We start from the raw sequence: 26,272 nt of genomic DNA on the forward strand, positions 1-26,272 counted from the left end.
TTCATATCCACCTCTGCGGGGGCAAAAATAGTCCCAGCCCCTTACATGGATGTATTTCACAAAAGGCGCTCCTCGTGCCTTGATTGACGCTTATTCAGCTCACAACTGAGGCAGAGATAAAAGATCAGCAAGTCCTAATAACCTGAGTTAAGAACGCTGTCGCGTTGAAAGTGTCATAATAAATGTCAGTAATTAGATGCATTCATTTCTACACTCTTCGTAAATCATGACAGAGACTCTATGCCGTTATGCCCGAAACTTTTCTATAGCAGAATCATCCTTGTGTTTTTTGTGTGTTTATTTCAATCCTTTATGGTTTGGGCTGACACCGAAAAAAATATCGAGATCGAGCTTGAGGGTATAGAAAAGGACTGGAGTGAAACCTTGATAAATGGTTTAAGTATTTATCGGCAAAAAAACAGCCCAAGATTGGATTCCCGCAGTGTTCAACGCTTACATGAACAGGCTGTTGATGAATTGAAGCACATGCTTACCGTTTATGGTTATTATTCACCCGAAATTACAGCCGAGTTAACTGAAACTGATGAAAATAATTGGTTAGCCAAATATAAAATTGACCTGGGTCAGCCAATTATCATTCGCCAAATTGATGCCGCTGTGGAGGGAGATGCCAAGAATGATCCAGCATTTACCAAAATGCTCAACAAACTGCCGCTGAAGGTTGGGGACCATTTTGATCATCAAAGTTATGAAAATACCAAAAAAGCTTTTTTGAGACTTGCAGCTGAGCATGGTTACTTTGACGGTGCGTTTACCTGTAGCGAAGTCCGTGTCGATATAGAAGCCGAATCCGCCGATATTTGTCTGAAATATGACTCAAAGCAACGCTATCGATTCGGTGACATTGAATTTCCCGATACCGTTGTCAATGCAGATCTACTTGAGGCTATGTCACCCATTGACCCCGGTGAACCTTTCGATGCCAATAAATTACTCACACTTCGAAATAATTTACAAAACAGCGGTTACTTCGCCACTGTCTCAGCTCAGGCGATGACATCAGCTCGGGAAAATGCAGAAGTGCCGATAGACGTTTCGCTGAATGAAAATCTCAAGCATCGCTATAGTGCAGGTATCGGATATGGTACAGATACAGGCGCCAGAATGAGTCTGGGCTGGCAGAACCGGTACGTGAATGATCGTGGACACAGACTCTCGGTTGAAAGTCGTCTATCGCAGATTGCCACTCAGGTCGGTGCGGATTACAAGATGCCATTCTGGAGTGAAAATATTGATACGGTAGGTTTTAATACGGCATATAAACAAGAAGATACCGATACCAGTGAAAGTCGCTCAGTTGCTGTTGGGAGTTATTACAACCGAATGCGTTGGGGCTGGGAAGAAACAGGTAGCATCAAGTTTTTAAATGAAAGTTTTGATGTGTCTGACGAATCTGCTTCCACATCATTACTGATTCCCGGTATTGCGTATGCAAGAACCTGGGCAGATAACACACTTTATACCCGACAGGGTGGACGGGTCAGTTTGGAACTAAGTGGTGCGGCTGAAGGTATTTTATCTGACATCAGTTTTAGTCAGATAGTCATCCGTGGTAAATATATCCAGGGTTTTGGTGAGTCAAACCGAATTATCACTCGCGCGACAGTTGGTGCAACAGAAGTCAGTGACTTTTCAAAATTACCCAGCTCTCTGCGTTTCTTTGCCGGTGGTGATAACAGTATTCGTGGTTTTGATTATGAATCATTGGGACCGGAGAATGATCTGGAGGAAGTCATTGGGGGCCGTTATCTGGCGGTAGGGAGTGTCGAATATGAACATATGTTTGTTAAAAACTGGGGTGCGGCAATATTTACTGATTTTGGTAACGCATTCAATAGTTGGTCTGACCCAATAGAGTATAGTGTGGGGGTGGGCATTCGCTGGCGTTCACCGGTTGGCTTGATTCGGGTTGATATAGCCAATGGAATTTCAGATGAAGACAAGCCTTTCGGTTTGCATATCGTGATAGGGCCTGATTTGTGATAAAACGCGCATTATGGATAATCGCAATTGTATTGTTACTGGTTGTTCCAGCAGCAATGTATTGGTTATTGATGACAAAGTCAGGTTTTAACACCGCACTCAATTTTACTCAGCAATCTCTTCCAGCACTGTCAATTGATGAAGCAAGTGGCCGACTTTATGACGGCATTTATCTGCAAGGTGTTTCGTATGAACCTGAAGAGGGCGATGCATTTTATATAAAAAGTATTGATGCACGCTGGCAGTTATGGTCGCTACTTTCCACCCGTTTGATTATTAATCAGTTGCATATCGACCAGCTGCAAATTAAGCAGAAAGATGGGCTGGATAAAGACCTTACCGTGGATGAAGACTTTACTGTGCCGGATATCAGTCTTCCATTGGCAATTCATTTGCGTTCTTTGCGAATAACGCATGCAGAAATGGTGAGTCCTCAAGGTGATATAACACCATTGTTCGATCGTTTTGATACGTCATTACGGGTGAACTACGATCGGCTAATCATTTCTTCATTGCGACTGAATCGGGATGTTCTGGCTTTTACACTGCTTGGCGACGTCAACCTGAGCTCGCCACATGCTACCAATTTGAACTATGGCGCCCGTCTTAATGATCCAGAATTGGGGCTTATTTCTGCTACCGGGACGATTACCGGTGATTTGCAGCAAATGACGTTACGTCAGCAGCTAGGCGAACCTTTCGCTTCCGAGCAAACCTTGATGGTGCGTAATATTCTTGATGATTTGGATTGGCGATTTACGGCTGAGAGTGGAACACTGCCATTATCACGGATCCTGAAGAATGAAATTGGTGATCTGACAGCATTAAATCTGAATGCCCAAGGTACATTAGATAGTGCCAAGGCAGAACTCGACTTTCAGTTGCAGGAATCTGAGACATTAAATCCACCGGTTGCAGCCAGTTTAAGTGTCAATTCCAATGATTTACAAAGTTGGCGAGTGGATTTAATGAGCGCCATCAGTCAGAACAGTTTTGCCGAATTGCATGGAAACATCTTCATTACAGAAGATCCCACGGAAAGTGTTTTTTCCATTGATGGTAGCTGGTCAGAATTACAATGGCCCTGGCAGACAGATGCTGAACTGCTGGTTGGTCAGGCTTCAGGTGAATTTTCCGTTGATGGCACTTTGCAGGACTATCGTTTGATTCTCAGCAGTTCTTTGCAGGCCATTGAGCAGGAATGGAATATAACTTCTTACCTGCGTGGGGATATGCAAAAGGCCTCGATTAATTCTCTTGAAATCAAGTCAGCGTTAGGTCAACTAGACGTCAGTGGCGATGTGAGCTGGCAGCCGAAGTTAACCTATCAACTGGATGGCGAATGGAAAAATCTGCAGCTTCCTGCCAGTTTAACCGGCGTGCCGGTAGAAAGTTATACCGGGCAATTTAAGCTGGATGGAGAGAAACAGCTTTTCAATTTAACAGTCGATTCAGATTTCATTGTGAATGAGATTCCCCTCATTCTTAATTTGGTGGCGAATAGTCCGGAAGCAGGCATAACCGATGTACGGGCCGATACCAAAATAGCTGATGGCGGGGCAGGATTCAGTGGTCGCATTAATTGGAAAGAAAAGCTTGCAGTTGATGGCAAACTGACATTGAGACAGATCGATCCTGCTGCCTTAGTTGCAGAATGGCCCGGGCTGATTAGTGGTCAGGCGCAGGTAACGTTTCAGGATAAAGGTGAAAACGAGTTTCATGCCAGTGTGCAGGAATTACATTTAAATGGTGTGTTACGTGATCGTAATTTCTCACTGGACAGTAACCTGCAAGCGGTAAATACCGATATTGATATCGAAAATCTGCAGTTAAATCTCGGGGATTCGCAATTGTCATTAAACGGCAAAGTAGAAAAACAACTGGACCTGAGTTGGAGTTTGTCATCCCCGAATCTGCAGGATTTTCATCCCGAATTATTTGGCACTCTGAGTGGAGAAGGGCAACTTTACGGTGAGCTGGCCAAATTAAAATTAAATGCCAATCTGGAAGGTTCAGCTATCCGTTGGGCAGATGAGCTGACTGTAGGGTCGATTTCAGCAGATGCCCAGGTGGATCTGACGGATAATCAGCAAAGTAAACTGAACATTCAATCCACCGCAATTACGATTGCACAGCAGAATATCGACTCCATTGATTTGAGCCTGAATGGCAAGCGTGACCAGCATCAATTGGCGCTGGAGATACAATCTGAAATCGGGACATTATCCAGTCTGTTGCAAGGCAGCCTGGATGAAGATGACCAATGGTCTGGACAGTTGCAGTCAATGACCGTTACCAATGACATAGCTGGCAACTGGCAATTACGTGAGCCGGGTGCGATTCAATTATCAGCCGATAAACAGATTATTTCCCAACACTGCTGGCAATCTTCTGAGCAGGCACAGCTTTGTTTACAGGGTGAAAATACCGCAGAAGGTGCACAAACATTAATTGAAATAAATCAATTGTCGGTGGCGACTTTCAAGCCTTTGATAGAGGACTACGCTACATTATCAGGTGAAATTTCCGGTAAAGTCCAATTAGCAATGCAAACCGAGGGAGATATTACCGGGACGGGTAATTTATCGCTGCATGATGGCATCTTAAAACTGCAGTCTGAAGGGATAAGCCAGCAGCAACCGATTGCATTTAATGCGGTTGATCTTCGCTATCAGCTGACAGCAGAAGAAAGTATGGTTGCCATCACTATTGAGCCGGACATTGCTGGGGTAGAGCCTATTGAAGCCAGATTGCAAACCGCACCAATCAAAACGGTAATGGCGGCACCCATGGATACGCCAGTCACTTTGCAATTGCAGAACTCTATCGAAGACCTTGCCTCATTAAATCTGGAAACGCTGGCCTTTGATGAACTTGCAGGCAAACTGGAACTTAATGTTGATATGGAGGGCACTTTCAATCAGCCTGAATTAACGACTGCTATCAGTTTGCGTGATGGCCAGATATTTCTGGTCGATATGGGGATTACCCTGACGGAAATTAATGCCGACATCAATGGTGATCCCTTATCCGGCTTGAAAATATTATTACAGGCTCAATCAGCAGAAGGTCAGTTGGAAGTGGCCGGTGACTTCACAATGACCGATTCTGATTGGTTGCTGGATGCGACGATTAAGGGGGACAAGTTAGAATTAATGAACTTGCCTGAGGCCTATGTGATTGCCTCCCCGGATTTAACGCTGAGAATTACTCCTGAAACAGCCAAAATCGGCGGTAAAGTAACAATACCTACTGCTGATCTTGCACCCATGGATTTTAATACCACTGTTTCAGCCAGCCCGGATGTTGTCGTCGTTGGGCAGGATACGACAGACGAGAAAATGCGTTTAGCAACTGATGTTGATGTAACGGTTGAACTGGGTGAAAACGTCTTGATTCGTGCCCTGGGTTTTAATGGTCGTCTCGCAGGTAATTTACGCATTTATGGCGAAGCCGGAGAGCTGTTATTAGGCGATGGCGAAATTACGGTCCATGATGGTACTTATGCTGCCTATGGTCGCGAATTAAAAATCAATAACGGCAAGGTACGGTTTGCTGGAACGGCCATTGATAATCCTGATCTGGATATTAAAGCCGTTCGCACAGGCACAGATTATGAAGCTGGGATTCATATCACCGGGCCAGCGAATAATCCACAAGCCACATTATTTTCAAACCCAACTATGAGCCAGGAAGATGTACTGTCGTATATTGTGCTGGGACGACCATTAGGGCAGGCTAGTGCTGCTGATGCAGCGATGCTGGCCTCAGCGGCCACTAATCTGGGGATTGCCAATGGCAATGCGGTCAGTGAAAAAATTGCCAGCACATTTGGGCTGGATACTGTTGAGTTCACTGGAGAAAGTCCGGATAACGCCGCCGTGCAAATCGGCAAATATCTGTCGCCTAAACTTTATTTAGGCTATGGCATTGGTATTTTTGAGCCGGTTAGCACTGTTCAATTACGTTATACATTAAGTAAAATCTGGACCTTACAAGCCGAGTCCGGTACGCAAAGCGGTGTGGATCTACTGTATATCTACGAACGCTAAAAAAGCCCTGTGATGATGACCATCACAGGGCTTTCAGGACCTACCTTTTCGTCACGTATGAGGTGAGTCTTCAGATAAAATCAGGCACGGTTCTTTTCGCGAATTTCATCCAGTGTTTTGCAATCAATACAAAGTGTTGCTGTTGGACGAGCTTCCAAACGACGAATGCCGATATCTACGCCACATGATTCACAGAAGCCGTAATCACCTTTCTCAAGGTCGATCAATGATTCTTCAATCTTTTTGATCAGTTTACGTTCACGATCTCTGGTACGCAGTTCAAGTGTGAATTCTTCTTCCTGAGTGGCACGATCATTAGGGTCAGGGAAGTTTGCTGCTTCATCCTGCATATGGTGAACAGTACGATCAACTTCTTCCATCAGTTGTGAGCGCCATTTTTCGAGAATACCCCGAAAATGTTTTACCATATCCTTGCTCATATATTCTTCATCATCACCCGGTTGATACGGAGTGAATTTGACATCATTTTGTGTCGGGTCCATGTTGGCAAACCTCATACTTTCTAAAAATCAAGGGCGCATCTATACCAGATGCTTCCGGCATGTGCAAAATAATTAGATTATTTTACCCCATTTTCAAGACTAAAGAGACTAATGAATCATTTAAAAGCCGTTATATTCGACGTGGATGGAACCCTCGCTGAAACCGAGCGGGATGGGCACCGTCAGGCGTTCAATCGCGCATTTGCCGAAGCGGGCCTGGACTGGCATTGGGATGAACAGCTTTACGGACAATTATTAGCTGTAACCGGTGGCAAAGAGCGTATTCAATATTACCTGGAAAACTTCCATTTACAATGTGGTTTTGCTGGTGATCATAGTGAAATAATTGCCAGCCTGCATGCTGATAAAACACGACATTATGCTCAGATAATGGAAGCAAAGACGATCGAGTTACGCCCTGGTATCAAAAGATTAATTGGCGAATTAAGGGAGCAAGAAATTCGCCTGGCGATCGCCACAACCACTACTGCAGAAAATGTCACAGCATTAATCAACGCCACGTTGGGCGAGGCTGCCCTCAGTTGGTTTGATTGTATTGCAGCGGGTGATGTCGTGCCTGCCAAAAAACCTGCTCCGGATATTTATCACTACTGCTTACAACAATTGCAACTGGATGCAGGAGACTGTCTTGCCATTGAGGATTCCGCCAATGGCTTGCTGGCATCAACTGGTGCAGGAATAACTACATTGGTAACCCTGAATGCCTATACTGTTGATGATGACTTCACGCAGGCAATTTGTGTTGTAGACCAACTGGGCGAACCGGATGCCCCATGCCAAGTCATCGATGGTTCGCCGATTAATACAAGCTATATAACAGCTCAATCTCTTCAGGATTTACATGCCCAAGCCAATTAACGTTACACAGCGCGCTCAGGAAATTAAACCGTTTCACGTGATGGATATATTATCGCAAGGGAAGATATTGCAGGCGCAGGGCAGGGATATTATCCATCTGGAAATTGGTGAGCCGGATTTTCTGACGCCTCAACCGATTATTAATGCTGCAATTGCTTCATTAAATAAAGGCGATACCTTTTATACCCCCTCATTGGGGTTAATGGCGTTACGGGAGAAAATTGCCGGATGGTATCAGCAGCAATACGGGCTGGATATCTCACCCCGGCGGATTGTGGTTACACCTGGCGCCTCAGGGGCATTGCTTTTAGTGATGGGGGCATTGTTAGAGGCTGGCAAGCATTTATTGATGACCGATCCGGGATATCCCTGTAATCGTCATTTTGCCCGTTTCGTGGAAGCCTCAGCAGTTTCCGTTCCAGTGGGTGCCGATACGGCCTACCAATTATCTCCAGAACATATCGAAAAATACTGGAATCAGGATACCCAAATGGCCCTGGTTGCCACTCCTTCTAACCCTACCGGAACCATTATTGATAAAGACGGCTTAAAAGCCCTCTCAGAGGCTGTTAAGGCTAAACAAGGTCTGTTAGTTGTCGATGAGATTTACCATGGGTTAAATTACGATGGTGTTCATTTACCCTCCATTCTGGAAGTAGACGACGAAGCGATAGTGATTAACAGCTTTTCCAAATTCTTTGGTATGACCGGTTGGCGATTAGGCTGGGTAGTTGTACCTGAAAGTCTTGAACCCGTGATGGATCGTCTGGCTCAGAATCTGTTTTTAGCTGCGCCGACCAATGCTCAGCATGCTGCTCTGGTGGCATTTGATCGAGAAAGTCTGGATATACTTGAACAACGCAGAGAGGTGTTTGAGAAACGTCGGGATGTTCTGTTACCCGCGCTGCAGGAAATTGGATTTTCCATTCCGGTGAAACCTCAGGGTGCGTTTTATTTATATGCTGACTGCAGCAAATTCCTAACCGACACCATTAACAACAGTATGGATTTATCCCGTTATCTTTTACAGGAAGCCGGAGTTGCTATTACCCCGGGAAATGATTTTGGGCAGCATCTGGCCGATCAGCATGTGCGATTTGCTTATACCACCAATGAAACGCGTTTAATGCAGGCTGTTGAACGGATTCATGCCGCTTTGACTAAATTATAGAGCGATGTAACCCTGATGAAACCACTACAAGTTGCTAAAAGTTATGATCAGATAGCTGACGTCTGAAATGACACTCAAATTAATTGATAAAACAGGGGCAGTATGCCGGCATCTGGAAAACGATCAATATCCTGAATTACATCTTTATCTGATAGTGCAGAAAAAGGTTCGACCCAGTTAAATCTGAGTCGAACCTGGTTTATCAGCTGCGGTGAAAGTTAGTGATAATGCCGTGCCGCATTAATCACTTTTTTTGCCATCGCTTCGTCATTGCATTTATCAGCAATGTCACCCAGCGTGATAACACCCACCAACTCTTCGTTGTTCGGGTTGTTAAGCACTAACAGGCGTTGCACCTGTTGATCAGCCATATTGTTTACAACTTCATCAATAGGTTTGTCTTCATAAGTATATAAAACCCGTTCGGTCGCAATGTTTCGTGCTTTCTGATGCGGGTCTTTCGAATCTGCAACTACTCTGAGTGCAATATCCCGGTCAGTGATCACGCCAATCACTCGGTTGTTTTTACTGAGTGGTACAAAGCCTAGATTCTTATCTCGCATAGTTTGGGAAACTTCCTGAATGCTGACATCTGCATCAAGGTAAAAAGGTTGTTTTGTCATCACATCTTTCACGCGCATCATCGAATTTCTCCTTTGATTTTCTCGTTTCAGAAGAGTGGGAATGACAGCCAGTATTTTTGCTGTCTGTAAAATCATATCGAGGTGATAAAAGTTTGTTCAACCCTGGCTAAGATTCAAGTTTAGCAATCTATAGCTGTGCTTTTCCAGCCAGCAAAATTAGCTGGCTGAGCAAGTTTTTCTTAAATTTATACCGCTTGTTTGGTTAAGTTGTTTTCCAGACTTTTTAATTGTTGCAGACAATCTCTTTGACTTAAAAATGCCAGCTCTTCCTGCGGTTCAAGCCATGACTCAAGTTGTTGCATATTGTCGGCATGTCGTACTTTCCATTCCGCTAATATTCTGGGTGGATGAAATACAGGTTTTTGATTTGCATTGTCAGGCAATTGAGCGATATGCCAGTTGCAAAGTTGTGGATTGTTTAGCAACCGAATAAAGGCATGCTGTTTGGGCTGTGGAGAAAGGGCTGAAAGCTGATGCTCCAAATCCACCAGAATGGGAGCGGGATTTTTTTCTTCTGGAGCCCGCAGTATGCCAAGCCATTTAAGCAGTTTGCTGCGTCGGGTTCCACCACTCAGCCATGACAAAGGGATCGACAACATCAACCCACCTGTGATCGGCAGTAGCCAGTAAAACAGTTCTATACTAAGTAACAAAGCAATAATGGCGAGAATGATGCCGAATAATGTATGTCCAGCATGCGCTCGTGCTACAGCAGCCCAACTTAACGCGCCATCATCACGTGACTGAGGCATCCAGCCACTGTCCTTGCCACGGAAAATTCCCACCACCACACCAAACTGATGCACCATTAATATCGGTGCATACAGCGCCGACATAAGCATTTCCACAACGACACTTACTGTTAGCAGAATAGGGCCGCCGAATTTCATGCAACGTGGAATATTTATCAGCGCCGCAAACCAGCCAAACACCTTAGGTGCAATAACAATGGCCATAGATACGATAAAAAGCGTTAAGGCTCGCTCAGAATCAAATACTGGCCAGGTAGGGAACAGTGAAGGATTGGCGAAATATTCCGGACGCACATATCTTGCCTGTACGGCAATGGCCAAACCGACCACAATTAAAGACAGCCAGAAAACAGCACTAAGATATGACATCAATCCGGAAAATATATGTAAACGAGTGGGTAACACAAAACCCTGGGCAAACATAAAAGGGGTATGTTGCAGGTTACCCTGACACCAGCGACGATCCCGGATCATTACGTCAATCAGCGAAGGAGGAGACTCTTCATAGGTCGACTGAATATCGGTATCAAATCGGACCCCCCAGCCTGCACGACGCAGCAGCGCTGCTTCAATAAAATCATGACTTAATACATGGCCACCAAACGGAGGTTTACCGGGCAAAATTGGCAGATGCGATGATTCGGCAAACGCACGGGTTCGGATAATCGCATTGTGGCCCCAAAAGTTGGATGACAGGCCATGCCAGGCAGATAAACCTTCGGCATAAATAGGGCCGAAACAATGGTTGGCAAATTGTTGTAAGCGTCCATAAAGCGTATTGGCCCGGACTATCGTTGGTAAGGTCTGGATTAATCCGACCCCAGGCGAGGCAGCCATTCGACGGGATAGGGTGAGCATGCACTCGGCACTCATCACACTATCAGCATCCAGTACGATCATGGCTTCATAGGCACCGCCCCAGCGTTGTACCCAATCACCTATATTGCCAGCTTTACGTTCAGTATTCTGTTGACGGCGACGGTAGTAAACCGGACAGCCTGATTCGTCTTTGTTAATCAAATCCAAAAAAGCCTGTTCTTCTGCAATCCATGCATCTGCCTTATTGGTATCACTGAGAATAAAAAACGCATATTTTCCTGGCGCCTTGACTAATAAATCCTCACGCATTACTTTGAGCGCCGCCTTGATACGGATGGGGTCTTCGTTGTATATGGGCAGCAGAATGGCCGTTGTATAGTCAGGTTCCTGCTCGGACTGTTTAATAAGTCGAGGCTTTAGATGCAATAAAAAGCCCAGCAGTGCCTGAGCAAATGCAAACGAAACCCAGAGAAAGTTGATACTGAAAAGAATTAAAAATAACCACTGCAGGTTGGTGACAACGTTAGTAGTGCTTAATACCCCGTAAATCTCCGTAATACCGTAATAGGACAATCCAAGCATTACACCGAGTACGAATAACCGCGATATAAGCGTTCGCAAAATATAGAAGAAGGTGCGCTGGCTATGACGCATGGAAAGTCCTTGTTCGTAGACTCCATGTCGGGGCATTTCCAGGGGCGATTCGGCAGGCAGGGCACGTTCATATTGCATGCCTTTTTCGGTATTATCGATCCGTAAATCAACACTCATAAAGAATTATTCCAATCCCTGCTCAACCATCTGTAAAGCCATGTGGGTGCAGCATATTTATCATCTTTATTTAACTGTACCCGAAATTCCGCTACATCGGCATCTTCAGGATCGAAAGTAATAAATACCCTTGCACCCTTGATATGCGGGTTTTCCTGAATCCGGCTTTCAAGAATTTTGCCATTGCTAATACTGGCAACAACATCAATCTGTTCAATATCCTGACTATCGATATTGCTGTAATCAATCACTATTTCTTTACTATCATCAAAGAGCTTGAGACCACTGCTACTGTTCACAATGCGCGGTTTATTAGTGTCTTCTGGAACATCATCAGGCGAGGTTAAGGTATAGGCATATTCAAACGCTTCACCTTTTTTCAAGCCATCGGCTGGTCTCCAATACGCCACAACGTTATCGTTTTCCTCAGAAGCTGATGGAATTTCAACAAGTTCTACCTGACCTTTTCCCCAGTCACCTATAGGTTTGACCCAGGCAGAAGGACGTCTGTGGTAATTAGCTTCCAGATCCTGATAATAATCAAACTCACGGTGGCGTTGAATCAAACCAAATCCTTTGGGGTTCTCATCTATAAACGCACTGATTTGGAGTGTTTGCGGGTTGTTCAATGGACGCCATAAACGCTCACCCTTGCCATTACGCATTTGCAAACCTTCAGAGTCATGTACAGCAGGTCGAAAATCTAATTGATCAGCGCGATCCATTCCGCCATGCATAAACATGGAAGTTAGTGGTGCTAGCCCGACATGCTTAATATCAACACGTGGGAAGAGGATGGCATCGACATCAATTTTACTGGGCGATCCTGGATGAATCCCGAAACGATAGGCACCGGTAACACTTTTACTATCGAGTAAGGCATGCACCACAATGGCATTCTGACTTGAAGAGGGCCTTTCAATCCAGAAACGTTTGAAAAGAGGAAACTCTTCACCTTTGGGTTGTGCGACGTCAATGGCCAGACCGCGAGCAGAAATACCATAGAGCTGTCCTTTGGAAACTACCCGAAAATAACTGGCTCCCTGAAATACAATAAACTCATCCTGATAGTCGTCATTGTTTATTGGATAGTGCAGCCGTAAACCTGCATATTTACCAACTTCTACAAGTTTTTTACCAATTGCCTCATTCGGAACCTTGAAGGATGTTTCAGATAATTCGAGTGGAAAAGCCTTGCCACTTTCGACTACATCAATATCAATCAAATCTTTATACAAAAAGCCAGGTGCGAATAATTGAACCGAAAATTTGGTTGGGGTCTTGCCCCAGATCGCTGCATTTTCCTGAAAATTTATTTGTCGATAAGTTGAATAATCAAGTTTTGCTAATTCGTCGGGCGCGTTTGGCGGAGCTTTAAAGGGCTTTTCGGCAAGTTGGCGGGCTATCTCAACCACTGTGTTACGTGAAAATTCTGTTCCTGCATCGCCATTTTCAACAGATGTTTCTGCCTGCGCTGTTTGGATAAACAGAATGAGAAAAAAGCCGTAATAAGCCCGGAAAGGGTCTTTGTGTAGAGTGAAGAGTCAGTTTTTTGATGAAGAGATAAATAACTCAACATTGGGCTAAATCCTTATTGCGGGATAAATGAAACGGGATAGAATTCGGGAAGGCTCGGTCGTATATGGTTTAGATCTGGTTAATTCAATATTTCAGATCTAGTAAACAGGCACCATAACTTGAGTTAAGCCTATCTAATATGCTAAACCAAACTGAAAAATTGTTCTGAAAATTATTATTGTCAGGTAGCTAACTTGCATGAGTAACAACAATAACGCCCCAGATAGAGCTGATGAAGTGATCTGTGATTGCAGTGGAACCACTCGTGGGAAGATCATCAGTCTTTTCGAGCAGGGTATCGTCGATACCGATACTATCTCACGAAAAACTGGCGCAATTTCAGGATGTGGTTCCTGTGATTATGATATTGAGAACCTGCTTGATGAGCTTGTTGTTAAATAGCAACAATATTCATAATTGTTGTTAAATACCTATTTTTCATAGCTTTGTAATATTTGTTATTACATCTTCTCACTGATTGTTCCGAAAATTCCTGGTTTAGATGTGAAAAATTCTTGACTGGTTAATAAGAACCATTACCATTCGCCTTTACATTTCTTTACGTATGGCAATTTTGAAGGTAAATAATATGGCAAATGGTATTCGCAAGCCGCGAAATTTCAAGTTCAAACCTATCGTTTCAGTGGTGACATTGGCACTTGGAACACTATATGGTTCACAGGTAGCAGCAGAGGAAGATGTCAAATCATTAGATTCCGTAACTGTTATTGGTAGTGAACAAGCTGCTCGTGAGTTACCGGGATCGGCTTATTATATTGATAATGATCAGCTTACAACTGAGGCCACCACAGATATTCATCAGGTTCTGAAAACTGTTCCTGGTATTTATATATTGGAAGAAGATGGTTTAGGTTTGCGTCCCAATATTGGTATTCGCGCTGCAGCACCAGAACGCAGCCAAAATATCACGCTGATGGAAGATGGTGTGTTGATCGCTCCAGCTCCTTATTCCAATCCAGCAGCCTACTATTTTCCAACAGCCATGCGTTTGCATTCGATTGAAGTGTTAAAAGGCGCACCATTATTACGTTATGGACCTCAAACTATTGGTGGTGTCGTTAACCTGGTTTCTACGCCGATCCCGGAGAGTAATCGTGGCCGTGCCATGTTTATGCTTAGTGATGAAGGTTCGTTTGATACCCATGCCTATTACGGTGGTAAAGAAGGTGGCTTTGGTTATTTATTGGAGACTGTTCAACGTAATAATGAAGGTTTCAAAGATATTGACCGTAGTGGACAGGACAGTGGGTTTGAAATTCAGGATTATGTCGGCAAATTGTCATGGGAAGATGAACGCAATAAAGTTTTATTTAAATTCCAACGTTCCTTCGAAGATTCTAATGAAACCTATGCAGGTTTAACTGATGATGATTTCCGAAATGATGAAAACCGTCGTTACGGACTGACAGAAATAGACAATATGGATAACGACCATACTGGCCTGAACCTTACCCATAATTTCAAATGGAGCGACACGTTTAATTCAACAGTGACCCTGTACCATAATGAATTCAAGCGTAACTGGTTTAAATATAACAACAACATCAAATTAATTGATCAAGCTAATGCTGGAGACGCTAACGCCCAGGCAATACTTGATGGTTCACAAGATGTTGCTGGTCTTCAGTACAAGAATAATAATCGTGAGTATGATTCTTATGGCGCACAGCTGAATTTCAACTGGCTGGTTGGTGCACACGATCTGAATTTTGGTGTTCGTCAGCACTTCGATGAAACGGATCGTTTCCAACCAGTCGATACCTATGATCAGATTAATGGACAACTGGTTTTTCAAAGTAGCGATGCAGATACTGTGAGTGGCGGCGATAATCGTTTAGAGGAAGCGCAAGCACTAAGCATGTGGATCACCGATAATTTCCAGGTTACCGACAAGTTATTAGTGAACTTGTCTCTGCGTATGGAAGATGTTGAAAGCAAAGCTCGGCGATATACAGACCCAAGCCGATCAACCGTAACGACTAACAGCAAAGTTGAAAATGATTATCAGGAATTTTTACCGGGTATTTCAGCAACATATGATTTGACGGAAAACTGGCAAGTATTAGCGGGTTACCATGAAGGTATGGTTCCGATTAGTGCCGGAGCTGAAGATGGTACTGATCCGGGTTTGAGCGATAACTATGAATTCGGTGTGCGTTTTAATCAAGGCACATTCTACAGTGAGGCAATCGCTTTCTACTCTGACTTTAGTAACTTTGTCGAGCAGTGTTCGATCGCTTCCAAATGCAGTAATGATGCTGTTTCTGGTTCATTTAGCCTTGGTGGAGCAGAGGTTAAAGGTCTTGAGTTTCAAGCAGGTAAATTATTTGCGGCTGGTAACTTTATGATCCCCGTGGATATTACCTACACCTATACTGACGGCGAAACCACATCTGGTGATCAACTTGATAGTGGATTAGAACTGCAAAATATTCCTGAAAATATGTTCAGTGCGAGAGTTGGTTTAGAACATAGCAGTGGCTGGAATAATTACGCAGTGGCTAAATACATAGATGAAACTTGTGTGGATGTCGGCTGTAATAAATCAGACAGTCGTTTTGATCGCACAGACGGTTTATTCACGATGGATTTGATCAGTCGTTATCAATTCGTGGATGGGCCAGAAGTATTTTTGAAAGTTGAAAATGTCTTTGACCGTCAAGAAATTGTGGCTCGCCAACCTTTTGGTGCACGCCCGAATATTGATCGTACGGTTTATGCTGGTGTAATTATCGACTTTTAAATAAGCGAAAAAAGTAAGTCTGATTTAAGACTGAATAATTGTTGAAAAAAACGCCTGAAGAATGACTTCAGGCGTTTTTTTAAGCTTATTTAGTTGGAAAGCTATTGTTAAGATCAATTTTATTGTTCTTTTGTAATTTCCCAACATATAAGGCCGTTGCACCAGCCACTGCGACTGGAATAATCAGAAAATTTATTACCGGGATCATTGTTGCCCCCAAAGTTGTCATGCCAAAGCCTAACGCCAACGATCGCTTGGTTCTGAGCAGTTCTCGTTGCTGCTTAAATCCCATTAAATGATTTCCCATTGGATAGTCATGATAATCAAGTGCCAGAGTCCAGCTGGAAAAAAATAACCATAACAATGGAGCAATGAGATTCAGTCCGGGTATCCACGACAGAATAAACAGTGGAATCATCCATTTCAGTAAATAGGCCAATTTGCGTAATTCATTAAAAATCATTCTTGGTGTGTCAGCAATTAATTGCCAGACAGTTTGTTCAGGTGGAGCCTGATTGGATAAACGTTTTTCCACAGCTTCTGCCAACAGTCCATTAAATGGTGCAGCAACGATATTGGCGAGAATGGAAAAAGTGAAAAACACAATTAATACAATCAGTACCGCAAACAACGGCCAAAGAATCCACATCAATGCATTGGATAACCATTCCGGTAACCAGGTTGGTGTCAATTGTGTCATCCAATAATCAAACTGGTTAATACCTAGCCAGATCGCTCCAGCAAACAACAAGGTATTTATCAGAATTGGAATATAGGCAAAGCGACGTACGCCGGGTTGATTGATAAGTTTGAAACCGCTTAATAAATAGCGCGAACCATGGATAAAATCGCCCATTTTTTCAATACCTTATTGGAATAATGTAAGACCATCTCTTGCAAGCAATGCACTGCCATATGCTGCTTCAGTATGTTCCACTGTTTCAAATGGAACCTGCAATAAAGACTCACGCAGCTTCGTCCAGACAGGATTGTTAGCGCCACCGCCAACACTTCGAATCGACGTTAACGGTGTAGCACTTAATTGTTGCAGATATTGGTAACCTGTTTTTTCTATGCTGGCAATGCCAGCCAGCAACCCATGCAGAAATAGATGATCTTCCGCTGGTCGGGGTAACAATTTTGCTGGATAGTTTGGATCAGCAACTGGAAAACGCTCTCCCGGCGTTAGCAATGGATAATAGTCCGGTGCAGACTGGTTTAAATCAATTTTCTGGCTTAACGTGATTAATTGCTCGTCAGTAAAGAAATGTCTCAATACTGCTCCACCGCTGTTAGACGCGCCACCACATAACCAGCGATTTCCTAATTTGTGGCTGTAAATACCTGTTTCAGCATCAAATACCGGATTTTTACAGATAAGTTTCAAGACCAGCGTTGAACCCAGGGATGTTACGCCTTCTCCAACCCGGCGAGCCCCAGTAGCGATAAATGCAGCCAGGCTATCAGTGGTTCCGGCTTTAATCAGGGGCGGTGCTGACTGGTTTATCCCAAGTTTTAGCATAACGGCTTCTGAGAGTTTGCCAATCACCGTACCTGGTGCAACAACGTTTGGTAAAACGCTCATTGGCGTTATTAATTCCAGCCAGCTGGGCCAGTGATTTTCCACTACATCAAAACCAGACTTCAAGGCATTATTGTAATCCGTTATACCGGGTGTCGCGCCGAGCTGAATAGCCAGCCAATCGGCCTGGTGCAACAGATAATATTTTTCAGGTAACGCCAGGGTTAATTGAAAATACAGCAATTTTGCCAAACCGCTGCTGGGACCACTTGCTGCTGAATTGATAGGTGCTTTTTCCGCTATTTTTTCACTCGCCATGGAAGCACGTTGATCGTTATACATCAACATCTCGGTCAGAGGATTTCCTTGGTGGTCAGATAACATTACCGAGCCGGAAGTCGCATCAATGCTAATGGATTCAATGACAACTGCGGGAAGTTGCTTTACCAGCCTTTTTAGCGCCTCAAAAAGATAAAGAGACTGCTGTTTGGGTGAGAGGTAAGGGTGTGGAGCTGCGGGAAGGTTTTGTTCAATCTGGGCAATAATATTGCCGTTTTGGTCTACGGCGCAGACCCGGCACCCGGAGGTGCCGAAATCAATGCCAATCCATGCGCTCTCGCGCATATTTATGGAAGCTGGACAGGCGTTGGTGCGACCCAACCTTCTTTGCGATATTCGGCAACAACATTGGTATAAACGCCACCACGGACATTGAAAATGCCGGTAACACGCATAAAACGGGGTTCAGTTGCAGCCACTAAATCAGTCAGAATCTGGTTGGTCAGTTTTTCATGAAAACCACCTTCTTCACGGTAAGACCAGAAGTAAAGCTTCAGAGATTTCAGTTCAACGCATTTTAAATCCGGTACATAATCGATCTTAATCGTGGCAAAATCCGGCTGACCAGTTTTCGGACACAGACAAGTAAATTCAGGTGTTTCGATGTGGATGGTATAATCCCGCTCCGGTACTGCGTTATCGAAGGTTTCCAGTTGTTTGCTTGGTAGCGTAGACATAGGTAATCTCTAAGTGTGAACAAAACCGTTATTATCCCTGAGTTGGCAGATTTAATTAAGTGTTAGAAATCATTCTCCTGTCTGTAGTTGTTTTAGTGGCGCTGATTATTGGCGGCTGGTATAGCCATTCCCGGCAGCAACAGCGTGCCCAGGAATTCGAGCGTGAACTGGATCGTTTTGATAACGACGAGAATAGTGATTTTCACGCGCGATTTGACTCAGTTTTTGCGCAAGATACTGTGGATTTATCCGACGGACCCAAAGTTCGTATGGATTCAGATGTGGCTGATGTTAACGACGAATTCGACGATTCGGAAATGGATGACGAATTTGCCGATGTTGACGAAGAGGACGATACGCCCGATTGGGAAATGGTGGTGGCATTGACCATTATGGCCCCCGAATCACAAATGTTTACCGGACGGGCAATCAAATCTGCACTTGAACAGCAGGAAATGCATTTCGGTGATATGCAGATATATCATCGTTATACCGTTAATAATCGCCGACAGACATTGTTCAGTGTGGCGAATATTCTGGATCCCGGTACTTTGCTTCCTGATCAATTGATTTCAATGAAGACTCCTGGCTTATTAATGTTTGCCAGACTTCCTGGCCCGGTAAATGGTCTGACAGTATTTGATTCAATGCTGGATACCGCGCAGCAACTGACCGCCTATCTCGGTGGCATCCTTTGTGACGAAAAACGTGAACCGATTACCGATAAACATTTGGAAGCCGCGCGTAACCGAATCTTTGAATTAAATTTATCTTTGCAGGCAGGCAATAAATCTGATGACGATTTCACCTGAAATCAGCGAGCGAGCCGCACAGCTTCGAGACTTAATTAATCGTTATAACTTCCTGTATTACAGCGCGGATGATCCGGAGGTAACGGATGCCGAATATGATCGGTTATTTGCTGAATTAAAAAAACTCGAAGCCGATTATCCTGAACTGATCACTGCGGATTCACCGACACAACGGGTGGGATCGGCTCCGTTGGATAAATTTACCCAAGTGACTCATGCGATGCCCATGTTGTCGTTGGATAACGTGTTTGATGAAGCCGAGTTAACAGCGTTTAATCAGCGTGTTCTTGATCGTCTTAATACTGATGATGTGATTACTTATGCTGCTGAACCCAAGCTGGATGGTCTGGCCATCAGTATTCGATATGAAAATGGTTTACTGTTGCAGGCTGCCACTCGTGGAGATGGTGCGGTGGGTGAAGATGTCACCGAAAATGTTCGGACCATCCGCAATGTTCCATTGAAACTTCACGGTAAGAATATTCCACAAGTAGTTGAAATCCGTGGTGAAATCTATATGCCAAAAGCGGGTTTTGAAAAGCTTAATCAACAGCGCCTGGCCAACAATGAAAAACTTTTCGTAAACCCACGTAATGCTGCTGCAGGATCATTAAGACAACTCGATTCCTCAGTAACGGCGAGTCGACCGTTAGCATTGTTCTGTTATGGTCTTGGAGAACTTCAAGGCATGGAACGTCCATCCAGCCATACAGAAGCCATGCAGATCATCAGCGAATGGGGAGGAGCCGTTTCTCCTGATACCCAGCAATTGAAAGGTGTTGATGAATGCCTTGAGTATCTGCATCGGCTTGGGGAGCGTCGGGCCAGTTTGTCCTATGAAATTGATGGCGTAGTGTTCAAAGTCGATGACAGCCGTTTGCAGGAACGTTTGGGGTTTGTCTCACGAGCACCGCGTTGGGCAATTGCCTATAAATTTCCGGCACAGGAAGAAAGCACTCAGGTTGTCGATATTGAAGTTCAGGTTGGCCGCACCGGTGCATTAACCCCGGTTGCACGTTTACAACCGGTTTTTGTCGGTGGTGTTACGGTAAGTAATGCCACGCTGCATAATGAGGATGAAGTCCGACGTAAGGATGTACGAATTGGCGATACGGTGATTATTCGCCGGGCAGGGGACGTGATTCCGGAAATCGTTCAGGTTGTTAAAGACAAGCGTCCTGCCAATGCCACCGAGTTTGTAATGCCAAAGCATTGTCCAGTTTGCGGGGCAGAGGTTGAACGGGTAGAAGGTGAAGCCGTAGCGCGTTGCAGTGGTGGTCTATTCTGTGCTGCACAACGCAAAGAAGCTATAAAACATTTTGCTTCTCGCAAAGCATTGGACATTGATGGGCTGGGCGATAAGCTGGTTGAGCAACTGGTTGATGCTGAGCTGATTAAAGATCCAGCGGATTTGTTTTATCTGAACAAAGAACAGTTTTCAGCGTTGGAACGTATGGGAGAAAAATCTGCCGAAAATCTGGTGAATGCATTGGAACAGGCTAAAAATACCCGTTTTGCACGATTTTTATATGCATTAGGTATTCGAGAAGTCGGTGAAGCAACCGCCCGGTCACTCGCTTTACACTTTGTTGATCTGGATAAACTAACGGCAGCTAAAGAAGACGAGCTAATTGAAATTGAAGATGTGGGTCCAGTAGTTGCGCATCATATTTATACTTTCTTCCGACAAACCCACAATCTGGATGTGATTCAGCGGCTTTTAGAAGCCGGGGTCAATTGGCCGGAAGAAAAACCGGTGTATGCCAATTCAGAGTTGGCCGGTAAAACTATTGTACTGACGGGCACTTTAGAAAATTTGTCTCGTAGTGAAGCCAAAGAAAAATTATTGGCGTTAGGTGCCAAAGTAGCAGGCAGCGTTTCTGCCAAAACCGATTATGTGGTGGCGGGCAGAGATGCCGGTTCCAAATTGAATAAAGCCCAATCTCTCGGGATTGACGTGGTCGATGAAGCGACCCTAATACAGTGGATTAATTAAATGAGTGCAGTTGCTGATGCCATCAAAAAAGTCGCCACCGGCCCCCATCTGAGTAAAGATCTCAGTCTTGAGGAAAGCCGTGAAGCGATGCTGGAAATCCTCTCAGGTGAAGTGGATCCGGTGCGAATGGCGGTAATGCTGATTGCATTGCGAATGAAACGGGAAACCGATGAAGAAAATCTGGGGCTGTTGTTAGCTATCCAGGAAAAGACCGGACAACATCCACTTGATGTGGATAATGTGATGCTACTTTCCGATCCGTTTAATGGCTTTAGCCGCCATTGTCCAATAGCGGCATTTTTACCTGCCGTAATGGCAGCTTGTGGTTTGCCAGCGTTATCGCAAGGTGTTTACCAAATGGCACCGAAATTTGGTGTCACCCATGCACAGGTGTTAGAAGCAGCGGGTGTGAATATTCAGTTGACGGTCGCTGAAGCGGCCGAACAACTAAACCATGCTGATACCGGCTGGGCCTATCTTGATCAGGCAATTACCACACCCAGTTTGTTTGCGTTACAGGATTTACGCCGTTTGATGATTAAACGCCCTAGTCTGGCGACATTGGAAAAGCTGGTGATGCCGGTTAAGGCTAAGAAAACGCATCTACAAATAGGCTTTGTACATAAAGCCTATCCGCCAGTGTTGGCTTATCTTGCCAAACAGAGCGGCTTTGACAGCGCATTGATCGTACGTGGTCTGGAAGGCGGGATTGTGCCAACCTTACGTGAAACCTCGGATAACTTTTTATTGATCGATGGTGCATTAAAACCCTGTTCATTGGATCCTCAGGCATTTGGTGTTGATCAGCAGACTCGAGGCGTTATGCCTGATTTGGATCAACTGACAGCAGCAGAGTCAGCCCAACGTGGAATTGCGGCATTGCAGGGTGAAAAAGGGGTGGCTTATGATTTGCTGGTTTATGGAGCAGCAATGGCTTTATGGCACTGTGGATTGGTTTCAGATCAGAATAGAGCAGGGGATTTAGTAAGGAAGAGCCTCGATTCGGGTAATGCCTTTGCTGCTTTTGAAAAAGGTAGAACAAAATGATTTTGCAACAACAATTACAATTTGAATTGAAAGGCCGCAGCACCATCAATATCACTGATGATGTGGCTAAAATTGTATCTGCTTCGGGAATCACTACCGGAACCTGTCATGTGTTTGTCCAACACACCAGTGCTTCTTTGATGATTTGTGAAAATGCTGACCCTGATGTCAGACGTGATCTGGAAACCTACATGCAACATATCGTCCCCGATGGAGATCCCATGTTTTTACATCAGGATGAAGGTCCGGATGATATGAGCGCGCATATCCGTACCGTGTTGACTAATCCCGATCTGGTGGTACCGGTCAGTAATGGAAAATGTGCTTTGGGGATCTGGCAGGGAATCTATTTATGGGAACACAGAACGCATCGGCAGCAGCGTCGTGTGATCGTTACAGTACAAGGTGAATAAAAAATGAATGAAGAATTTGAACAGGATCACCTTGATGAGGAATTTGATTGGTCTTCGATTCCCAAGAGTAAATCGCGTATTAAACGAGAACTCGATGCGTTAAGAAAGTTAGGTCAGGATTTAATAGAGCTGCCAAAAAAAGACTTATTAAAACTGGAGCTGGACGAAGATTTAACTGAAGCGGTTCTTAAAGCCCAAACCATGAGTAAAGGGGCCTTAAAACGGCAGACCGGTTATATCGGTGGCATTATTGCCCGACTGGATCATGAAGAAATACAGCAGAAACTGGAACAGCTGAAGCAGCCTAAACAGGCTCAAACTGACCAGTTTCATCAACTGGAAAACTGGCGGGATCGCTTATTAGCAGAAGACGATACTGTTGTGACAGATCTACGCGGTTATTTTGAAGATTTTGATAATCAACACGTAAGACAGTTGGTCCGGAATGCCAAGCAGGAAGCCGCCAAACAACAGCCGCCAAAATCTGCCCGACTATTGTTTAAATATCTGCAGCAATTACAGCAAAATCAGTGATCGATAAGTTCGATTAAAAAGCATGCACCACCCAGATAGCTTTGCTGCACACTGATTTTGCCCTGATAAGCTTCGACGATATCGCTGGCAATTGCCAAGCCCAGTCCCTGACCTTCAATCTGGGTATCCATACGTCTGCCACGTTTGATGATATCTGCACTGGCATGTGCTGGAACGCCAGGACCATCATCTTCAATACGCACGACAATTCTGCGATTTTGCTGGCGTAAAACGATATTGACCTGTTGGTCGCAGTATTTGAATGCGTTTTCCAATAGATTGCCGAGTAACTCGTACATATCGCCTTCGTCAGCATGCAGCATGGCATCTCGTTCAATTTCGCATTGCGTATGGATATTTTTACTTTGGTAGACTTTTTTTAGTGAATTCATCAATTTAGTGATGATTTCTCCAATCGAAACCGGCGCCAGTAAGTTACTTTTGCCTTCAGTGGCAGCACGTTGCAATTGATAATCGACGAGAGCATTAATGCGATCCAACTGTTCCTCACCGGTCAATTTACAGGCGGTTACATCATCACAGCTTTCCAGTTCAGAACGTAATAAAGCCAAGGGGGTTTTCAGGCTATGCGCCAGATCCGCGAGTGAATTTTTATAGCGTTGTCGACGAGATTGTTCGTGATCCAACAGGTTATTAATATTTCGGGTGAGCTGTTGTAACTCGCTGGGATAGTCATCACCCAGACGTTGTTGTTTTCCCGCTTCAATAGCGTGTAAATCAGCTGCTGCTTTATGTAGCGGTTGTAAACTCCAACGCAAGATTAACCATTGGGCAATTAACAACATCAATCCGGTTCCACCGAGCCAGTACCAGAGGTTTAACTGAAACTCATCTATCTGTGCTTCCAGCATATGCTGATCTTCAGAAACATTAATGGTGTAATCAAAATGTTCACCATCGTCATTTTCCCAAACAATCCCAAATGCGAGATTCTGTAACTTCATGCCATTATCAAGATTAATCTGACTATATAACTGTTCTGAAGGGCCAGGATGATAGGGAAGAGCCAAAAATAAACCAATAGCCGAAGGGGATTGCCAGACAATTTTATTACCACTGGTAATTTGTGCGTAAAGACCTGAATTGGGAATAGAAAATTTTGGTTCAGCCAGACTTTCCTGCATATGTAACTTACCGTCATGGCTGATTTCAGCAGCAGTCAGCAGGGTATAAACATAATTTAATAAACGTTGTTTCTGGGCTGTTTCGGCGCTTCCAGCAAAGGCATTAAATAAACTGAAAGCCGAGATACCCAGAAACGCACTTAATACCAGCGTAACGGCAATCAGCTGTCGATTGGTCAGTGATAAGTTGAGTTTATTCACGAGGCAGCGTCAGCCGATAACCCCGGCCTCGTAATGTTTCTATCGGATTTATTGATTTATCCGGATCCAGTTTATTTCTCAGCCTTTTGACAAATACTTCTATGACATTGCTGTCGCGATCCTGATCCTGTTCATATATGTGATCCGTCAGTTCAGTTTTGGAAATAACTTCTCCAGCGTGCAGCATCAGATAATGTAATAGACGGTATTCAAATGCAGTTAATTCAATTGCCGACTGATTAACCGTTACTTGCTGAGAAGCTGGATTGAGTTCTACCGGTCCACAACGCATAGTGGAATTTGACCAGCCTGCAGCACGACGCGCCAGCGCATTTAAACGCGCCAGTAATTCTTCAAAATGAAAGGGTTTGACCAGATAATCATCGGCACCGGCTTCAAGCCCTTCGACTTTATCTTGCCAGCGACCGCGAGCAGTCAGGATCAAAATGGGAAAAGTGATGTTTTGTTCGCGAAGCTGTTTGATGACCTCGATTCCGGAAAGTTTAGGTAGCCCCAAATCAATAACAGCAACGTCATACGGATATTCAGAGCCGAGGAATAAGCCTTCTTCACCGTCTGCACTCATATCTACAGTAAGTTGATGTTGACGTAAATGCTGACCGATCTGTTCGCGCAGGTGAGGTTCATCTTCAATTAATAAAACACGCATAGCTATTGCATTTGATATCCGGTTTGCCGATCCAGGCGGTAGGTTTTCACCTTACCATCAACATGCAGGACTTTGACGCGGAAAATTGTATGGTTTTGATATTGTTCCTGATCTACCGATAAAACCCGTCCACCGGTTTCAACCTGAGCTAATTCTGCGGCAGTTTTTTTGGTCAGCGGTAGGGCGATATCGTTAATACTGGTTCCCGCCTCTGCTTCAGGCGGCAAATGGTCGGTGTAACCAGATAAAGGTAACGTTAGCATCAGAAGTAACAGATACCAGGAAAATTTCATGTAATAACCTTAATTTTAGTGTGCTTGTTATAAGTGGATAATAGCAAACTGCAGGTTTGGGGTGAATGTATCATTTTGATCCCTGCTCAGGTTGCACCGGGCCAATAGCATTGTCTGCCCGGGCGCGTAAATAATTATAAAGTTGCTCTCTGCCATTGATGACCTGGGGATTATCATTAAATCCAGGCATGATGCCGATACGACCATTTTTACCTTTGACCAATACCTGCATGAATTCGTCTTTTGAGGTCTGTTTAAGACTTTTCGCTAAATTGGGGCCAGCCAGTCCCTGGGCGAAAGTGCCATGACAACGGGCACACCAGTTTCGATAAAGCAAATAGCCTTGATAGGTTTGTGAATCCAGTTTATTGCCTTCAGTAACGGTGTAGGGAACCTGAGCCTGAACGCCCCCCAACCAGAAATTGTTACTGCAAAGAAAGATAAATCCTGCCAAACGTAAATTCATAGCTGATTATCGACCGATCGAAAGGACATGATTTTTTGAGCTTAACATGTCATCGGTTTTCATCAGCTGAGTTCCAGAAAGCATTATCCATCTGAACTGTTGCCCGTGTAGAGTGTGTGAAGATATGTCAGAAGAATAGGTATCGTTGATACCAACGAGATGAACAATATATTTGTGCATGACTTACTCCACATACTGAAGTTTAAGTCAGAGTAACAAT

The 26,272-nt window shown here is 44.3% G+C and carries 22 protein-coding genes; 11 read left to right on the plus strand and 11 right to left on the minus strand.

What is annotated here, in order from left to right; genetic code table 11:
- The first annotated feature begins 291 nt into the window (after positions 1-291).
- On the plus strand, positions 292-2,004 hold the full coding sequence (locus AC08OG_RS07995; RefSeq protein ID WP_349677915.1) for an autotransporter assembly complex protein TamA: 1,713 nt from the start codon (positions 292-294) through the stop codon (positions 2,002-2,004).
- Positions 2,001-6,056, plus strand: coding sequence for a translocation/assembly module TamB domain-containing protein (locus tag AC08OG_RS08000; RefSeq protein WP_482929265.1), 4,056 nt, complete (start codon positions 2,001-2,003; stop codon positions 6,054-6,056). Before AC08OG_RS07995 ends, AC08OG_RS08000 begins: the two co-directional genes overlap by 4 nt.
- Before the next feature lie 80 nt (positions 6,057-6,136).
- Here AC08OG_RS08000 and dksA read toward each other — a convergent pair whose 3' ends face one another.
- Entirely contained in the window at positions 6,137-6,559 is a 423-nt protein-coding gene (dksA, locus tag AC08OG_RS08005) for an RNA polymerase-binding protein DksA (protein WP_292356879.1), read from the minus strand.
- Positions 6,560-6,670: 111 nt separating this feature from the next.
- On the opposite strand from dksA, the gene AC08OG_RS08010 reads away from it, so the two are divergent.
- Complete coding sequence (locus AC08OG_RS08010; protein ID WP_292356877.1) at positions 6,671-7,438, plus strand: HAD family hydrolase; 768 nt, start codon at positions 6,671-6,673, stop codon at positions 7,436-7,438.
- Positions 7,422-8,609 carry a pyridoxal phosphate-dependent aminotransferase gene (locus AC08OG_RS08015; protein ID WP_292356875.1) on the plus strand — a complete coding sequence of 396 codons (1,188 nt, stop codon included), beginning with the start codon at positions 7,422-7,424 and terminating at the stop codon, positions 8,607-8,609. Before AC08OG_RS08010 ends, AC08OG_RS08015 begins: the two co-directional genes overlap by 17 nt.
- 218 nt (positions 8,610-8,827) lie before the next feature.
- On the opposite strand, the gene AC08OG_RS08020 is transcribed toward AC08OG_RS08015, so the two are convergent.
- The 3 genes from AC08OG_RS08020 to AC08OG_RS08030 form a co-directional block, all read right to left on the minus strand.
- Entirely contained in the window at positions 8,828-9,253 is a 426-nt protein-coding gene (locus tag AC08OG_RS08020; RefSeq protein WP_292356873.1) for a CBS domain-containing protein, read from the minus strand.
- 185 nt (positions 9,254-9,438) lie between these two features.
- Positions 9,439-11,595 (minus strand): glucans biosynthesis glucosyltransferase MdoH, encoded by a 2,157-nt coding sequence (gene mdoH / locus AC08OG_RS08025; protein ID WP_292356871.1) that lies wholly within the window; start codon positions 11,593-11,595, stop codon positions 9,439-9,441.
- The gene (locus tag AC08OG_RS08030) at positions 11,592-13,088 is read right to left on the minus strand and encodes a glucan biosynthesis protein G (protein WP_482930533.1); all 1,497 of its coding nucleotides are present in this window, start codon (positions 13,086-13,088) and stop codon (positions 11,592-11,594) included. Before AC08OG_RS08030 ends, mdoH begins: the two co-directional genes overlap by 4 nt.
- Before the next feature lie 283 nt (positions 13,089-13,371).
- Here AC08OG_RS08030 and AC08OG_RS08035 point away from each other — a divergent pair, with 283 nt between their 5' ends.
- Complete coding sequence (locus AC08OG_RS08035) at positions 13,372-13,575, plus strand: (2Fe-2S)-binding protein (RefSeq protein WP_292356867.1); 204 nt, start codon at positions 13,372-13,374, stop codon at positions 13,573-13,575.
- 187 nt (positions 13,576-13,762) lie between these two features.
- Positions 13,763-15,937, plus strand: coding sequence for a TonB-dependent receptor family protein (locus tag AC08OG_RS08040; RefSeq protein WP_292356866.1), 2,175 nt, complete (start codon positions 13,763-13,765; stop codon positions 15,935-15,937).
- Positions 15,938-16,022: 85 nt separating this feature from the next.
- Here the strand turns inward: AC08OG_RS08040 and cysZ are convergent, their stop codons facing one another.
- Genes cysZ through queF form a run of 3 tightly spaced genes read right to left on the minus strand, consistent with a single transcriptional unit; the run spans position 16,023 to position 18,475 of the window.
- A complete protein-coding gene (gene cysZ, locus AC08OG_RS08045; RefSeq protein ID WP_292356865.1) occupies positions 16,023-16,793 on the minus strand; it encodes a sulfate transporter CysZ in 771 nt (256 codons plus the stop codon).
- Positions 16,794-16,805: 12 nt separating this feature from the next.
- Positions 16,806-18,083, minus strand: a complete 1,278-nt coding sequence (locus AC08OG_RS08050; protein ID WP_292356863.1) for an FGGY-family carbohydrate kinase — start codon at positions 18,081-18,083, stop codon at positions 16,806-16,808.
- 2 nt (positions 18,084-18,085) lie between these two features.
- The gene (gene queF, locus AC08OG_RS08055; RefSeq protein ID WP_292356861.1) at positions 18,086-18,475 is read right to left on the minus strand and encodes a preQ(1) synthase; all 390 of its coding nucleotides are present in this window, start codon (positions 18,473-18,475) and stop codon (positions 18,086-18,088) included.
- A 59-nt stretch (positions 18,476-18,534) separates the two neighbouring features.
- On the opposite strand from queF, the gene AC08OG_RS08060 reads away from it, so the two are divergent.
- Genes AC08OG_RS08060 through yjgA form a run of 5 tightly spaced genes read left to right on the plus strand, consistent with a single transcriptional unit; the run spans position 18,535 to position 23,277 of the window.
- Positions 18,535-19,287 carry a cell division protein ZipA gene (locus AC08OG_RS08060; RefSeq protein WP_292356860.1) on the plus strand — a complete coding sequence of 251 codons (753 nt, stop codon included), beginning with the start codon at positions 18,535-18,537 and terminating at the stop codon, positions 19,285-19,287.
- Complete coding sequence (gene ligA / locus AC08OG_RS08065; RefSeq protein ID WP_292356858.1) at positions 19,271-21,283, plus strand: NAD-dependent DNA ligase LigA; 2,013 nt, start codon at positions 19,271-19,273, stop codon at positions 21,281-21,283. The genes AC08OG_RS08060 and ligA overlap by 17 nt, the downstream gene beginning before the upstream one ends.
- Positions 21,284-22,330: an anthranilate phosphoribosyltransferase gene (locus AC08OG_RS08070; protein ID WP_292398834.1), complete on the plus strand. Its 1,047-nt coding sequence runs from the start codon at positions 21,284-21,286 to the stop codon at positions 22,328-22,330.
- The gene (locus AC08OG_RS08075) at positions 22,327-22,743 is read left to right on the plus strand and encodes a secondary thiamine-phosphate synthase enzyme YjbQ (protein WP_292356854.1); all 417 of its coding nucleotides are present in this window, start codon (positions 22,327-22,329) and stop codon (positions 22,741-22,743) included. Before AC08OG_RS08070 ends, AC08OG_RS08075 begins: the two co-directional genes overlap by 4 nt.
- 3 nt (positions 22,744-22,746) lie before the next feature.
- Positions 22,747-23,277 carry a ribosome biogenesis factor YjgA gene (yjgA, locus tag AC08OG_RS08080; protein WP_292356852.1) on the plus strand — a complete coding sequence of 177 codons (531 nt, stop codon included), beginning with the start codon at positions 22,747-22,749 and terminating at the stop codon, positions 23,275-23,277.
- On the opposite strand, the gene AC08OG_RS08085 is transcribed toward yjgA, so the two are convergent.
- From AC08OG_RS08085 to AC08OG_RS08100, 4 genes are all read right to left on the minus strand, one after another.
- Positions 23,271-24,623, minus strand: coding sequence for an ATP-binding protein (locus AC08OG_RS08085; RefSeq protein ID WP_292356850.1), 1,353 nt, complete (start codon positions 24,621-24,623; stop codon positions 23,271-23,273). The two genes, yjgA and AC08OG_RS08085, sit on opposite strands and share 7 nt — an antisense overlap.
- The gene (locus tag AC08OG_RS08090; protein WP_292356848.1) at positions 24,616-25,293 is read right to left on the minus strand and encodes a response regulator transcription factor; all 678 of its coding nucleotides are present in this window, start codon (positions 25,291-25,293) and stop codon (positions 24,616-24,618) included. Before AC08OG_RS08090 ends, AC08OG_RS08085 begins: the two co-directional genes overlap by 8 nt.
- 2 nt (positions 25,294-25,295) lie before the next feature.
- Positions 25,296-25,586, minus strand: a complete 291-nt coding sequence (locus tag AC08OG_RS08095; protein WP_292356846.1) for a PepSY domain-containing protein — start codon at positions 25,584-25,586, stop codon at positions 25,296-25,298.
- A 70-nt stretch (positions 25,587-25,656) separates the two neighbouring features.
- Positions 25,657-26,052: a c-type cytochrome gene (locus AC08OG_RS08100; RefSeq protein ID WP_292356844.1), complete on the minus strand. Its 396-nt coding sequence runs from the start codon at positions 26,050-26,052 to the stop codon at positions 25,657-25,659.
- Positions 26,053-26,272 lie beyond the last annotated feature (220 nt).

This window comes from Methylophaga sp. F7 (genome assembly GCF_056863975.1).

Excerpts from the sequence above, each read along its gene's own strand:
- AC08OG_RS08035 (WP_292356867.1), top strand. The coding sequence starts at position 13,372 with ATGAGTAACAACAATAACGCCCCAGATAGAGCTGATGAAGTGATCTGT.
- cysZ (WP_292356865.1), bottom strand. The coding sequence starts at position 16,793 with ATGGGCGATTTTATCCATGGTTCGCGCTATTTATTAAGCGGTTTCAAA.
- AC08OG_RS08070 (WP_292398834.1), top strand. The coding sequence starts at position 21,284 with ATGAGTGCAGTTGCTGATGCCATCAAAAAAGTCGCCACCGGCCCCCAT.
- AC08OG_RS08010 (WP_292356877.1), top strand. The coding sequence starts at position 6,671 with ATGAATCATTTAAAAGCCGTTATATTCGACGTGGATGGAACCCTCGCT.
- AC08OG_RS08095 (WP_292356846.1), bottom strand. The coding sequence starts at position 25,586 with ATGAAATTTTCCTGGTATCTGTTACTTCTGATGCTAACGTTACCTTTA.
- AC08OG_RS08015 (WP_292356875.1), top strand. The coding sequence starts at position 7,422 with ATGCCCAAGCCAATTAACGTTACACAGCGCGCTCAGGAAATTAAACCG.
- AC08OG_RS08090 (WP_292356848.1), bottom strand. The coding sequence starts at position 25,293 with ATGCGTGTTTTATTAATTGAAGATGAACCTCACCTGCGCGAACAGATC.
- AC08OG_RS08050 (WP_292356863.1), bottom strand. The coding sequence starts at position 18,083 with ATGCGCGAGAGCGCATGGATTGGCATTGATTTCGGCACCTCCGGGTGC.
- ligA (WP_292356858.1), top strand. The coding sequence starts at position 19,271 with ATGACGATTTCACCTGAAATCAGCGAGCGAGCCGCACAGCTTCGAGAC.
- queF (WP_292356861.1), bottom strand. The coding sequence starts at position 18,475 with ATGTCTACGCTACCAAGCAAACAACTGGAAACCTTCGATAACGCAGTA.
- AC08OG_RS08075 (WP_292356854.1), top strand. The coding sequence starts at position 22,327 with ATGATTTTGCAACAACAATTACAATTTGAATTGAAAGGCCGCAGCACC.
- mdoH (WP_292356871.1), bottom strand. The coding sequence starts at position 11,595 with ATGAGTGTTGATTTACGGATCGATAATACCGAAAAAGGCATGCAATAT.
- AC08OG_RS08100 (WP_292356844.1), bottom strand. The coding sequence starts at position 26,052 with ATGAATTTACGTTTGGCAGGATTTATCTTTCTTTGCAGTAACAATTTC.
- dksA (WP_292356879.1), bottom strand. The coding sequence starts at position 6,559 with ATGGACCCGACACAAAATGATGTCAAATTCACTCCGTATCAACCGGGT.
- AC08OG_RS08020 (WP_292356873.1), bottom strand. The coding sequence starts at position 9,253 with ATGATGCGCGTGAAAGATGTGATGACAAAACAACCTTTTTACCTTGAT.
- AC08OG_RS08040 (WP_292356866.1), top strand. The coding sequence starts at position 13,763 with ATGGCAAATGGTATTCGCAAGCCGCGAAATTTCAAGTTCAAACCTATC.
- yjgA (WP_292356852.1), top strand. The coding sequence starts at position 22,747 with ATGAATGAAGAATTTGAACAGGATCACCTTGATGAGGAATTTGATTGG.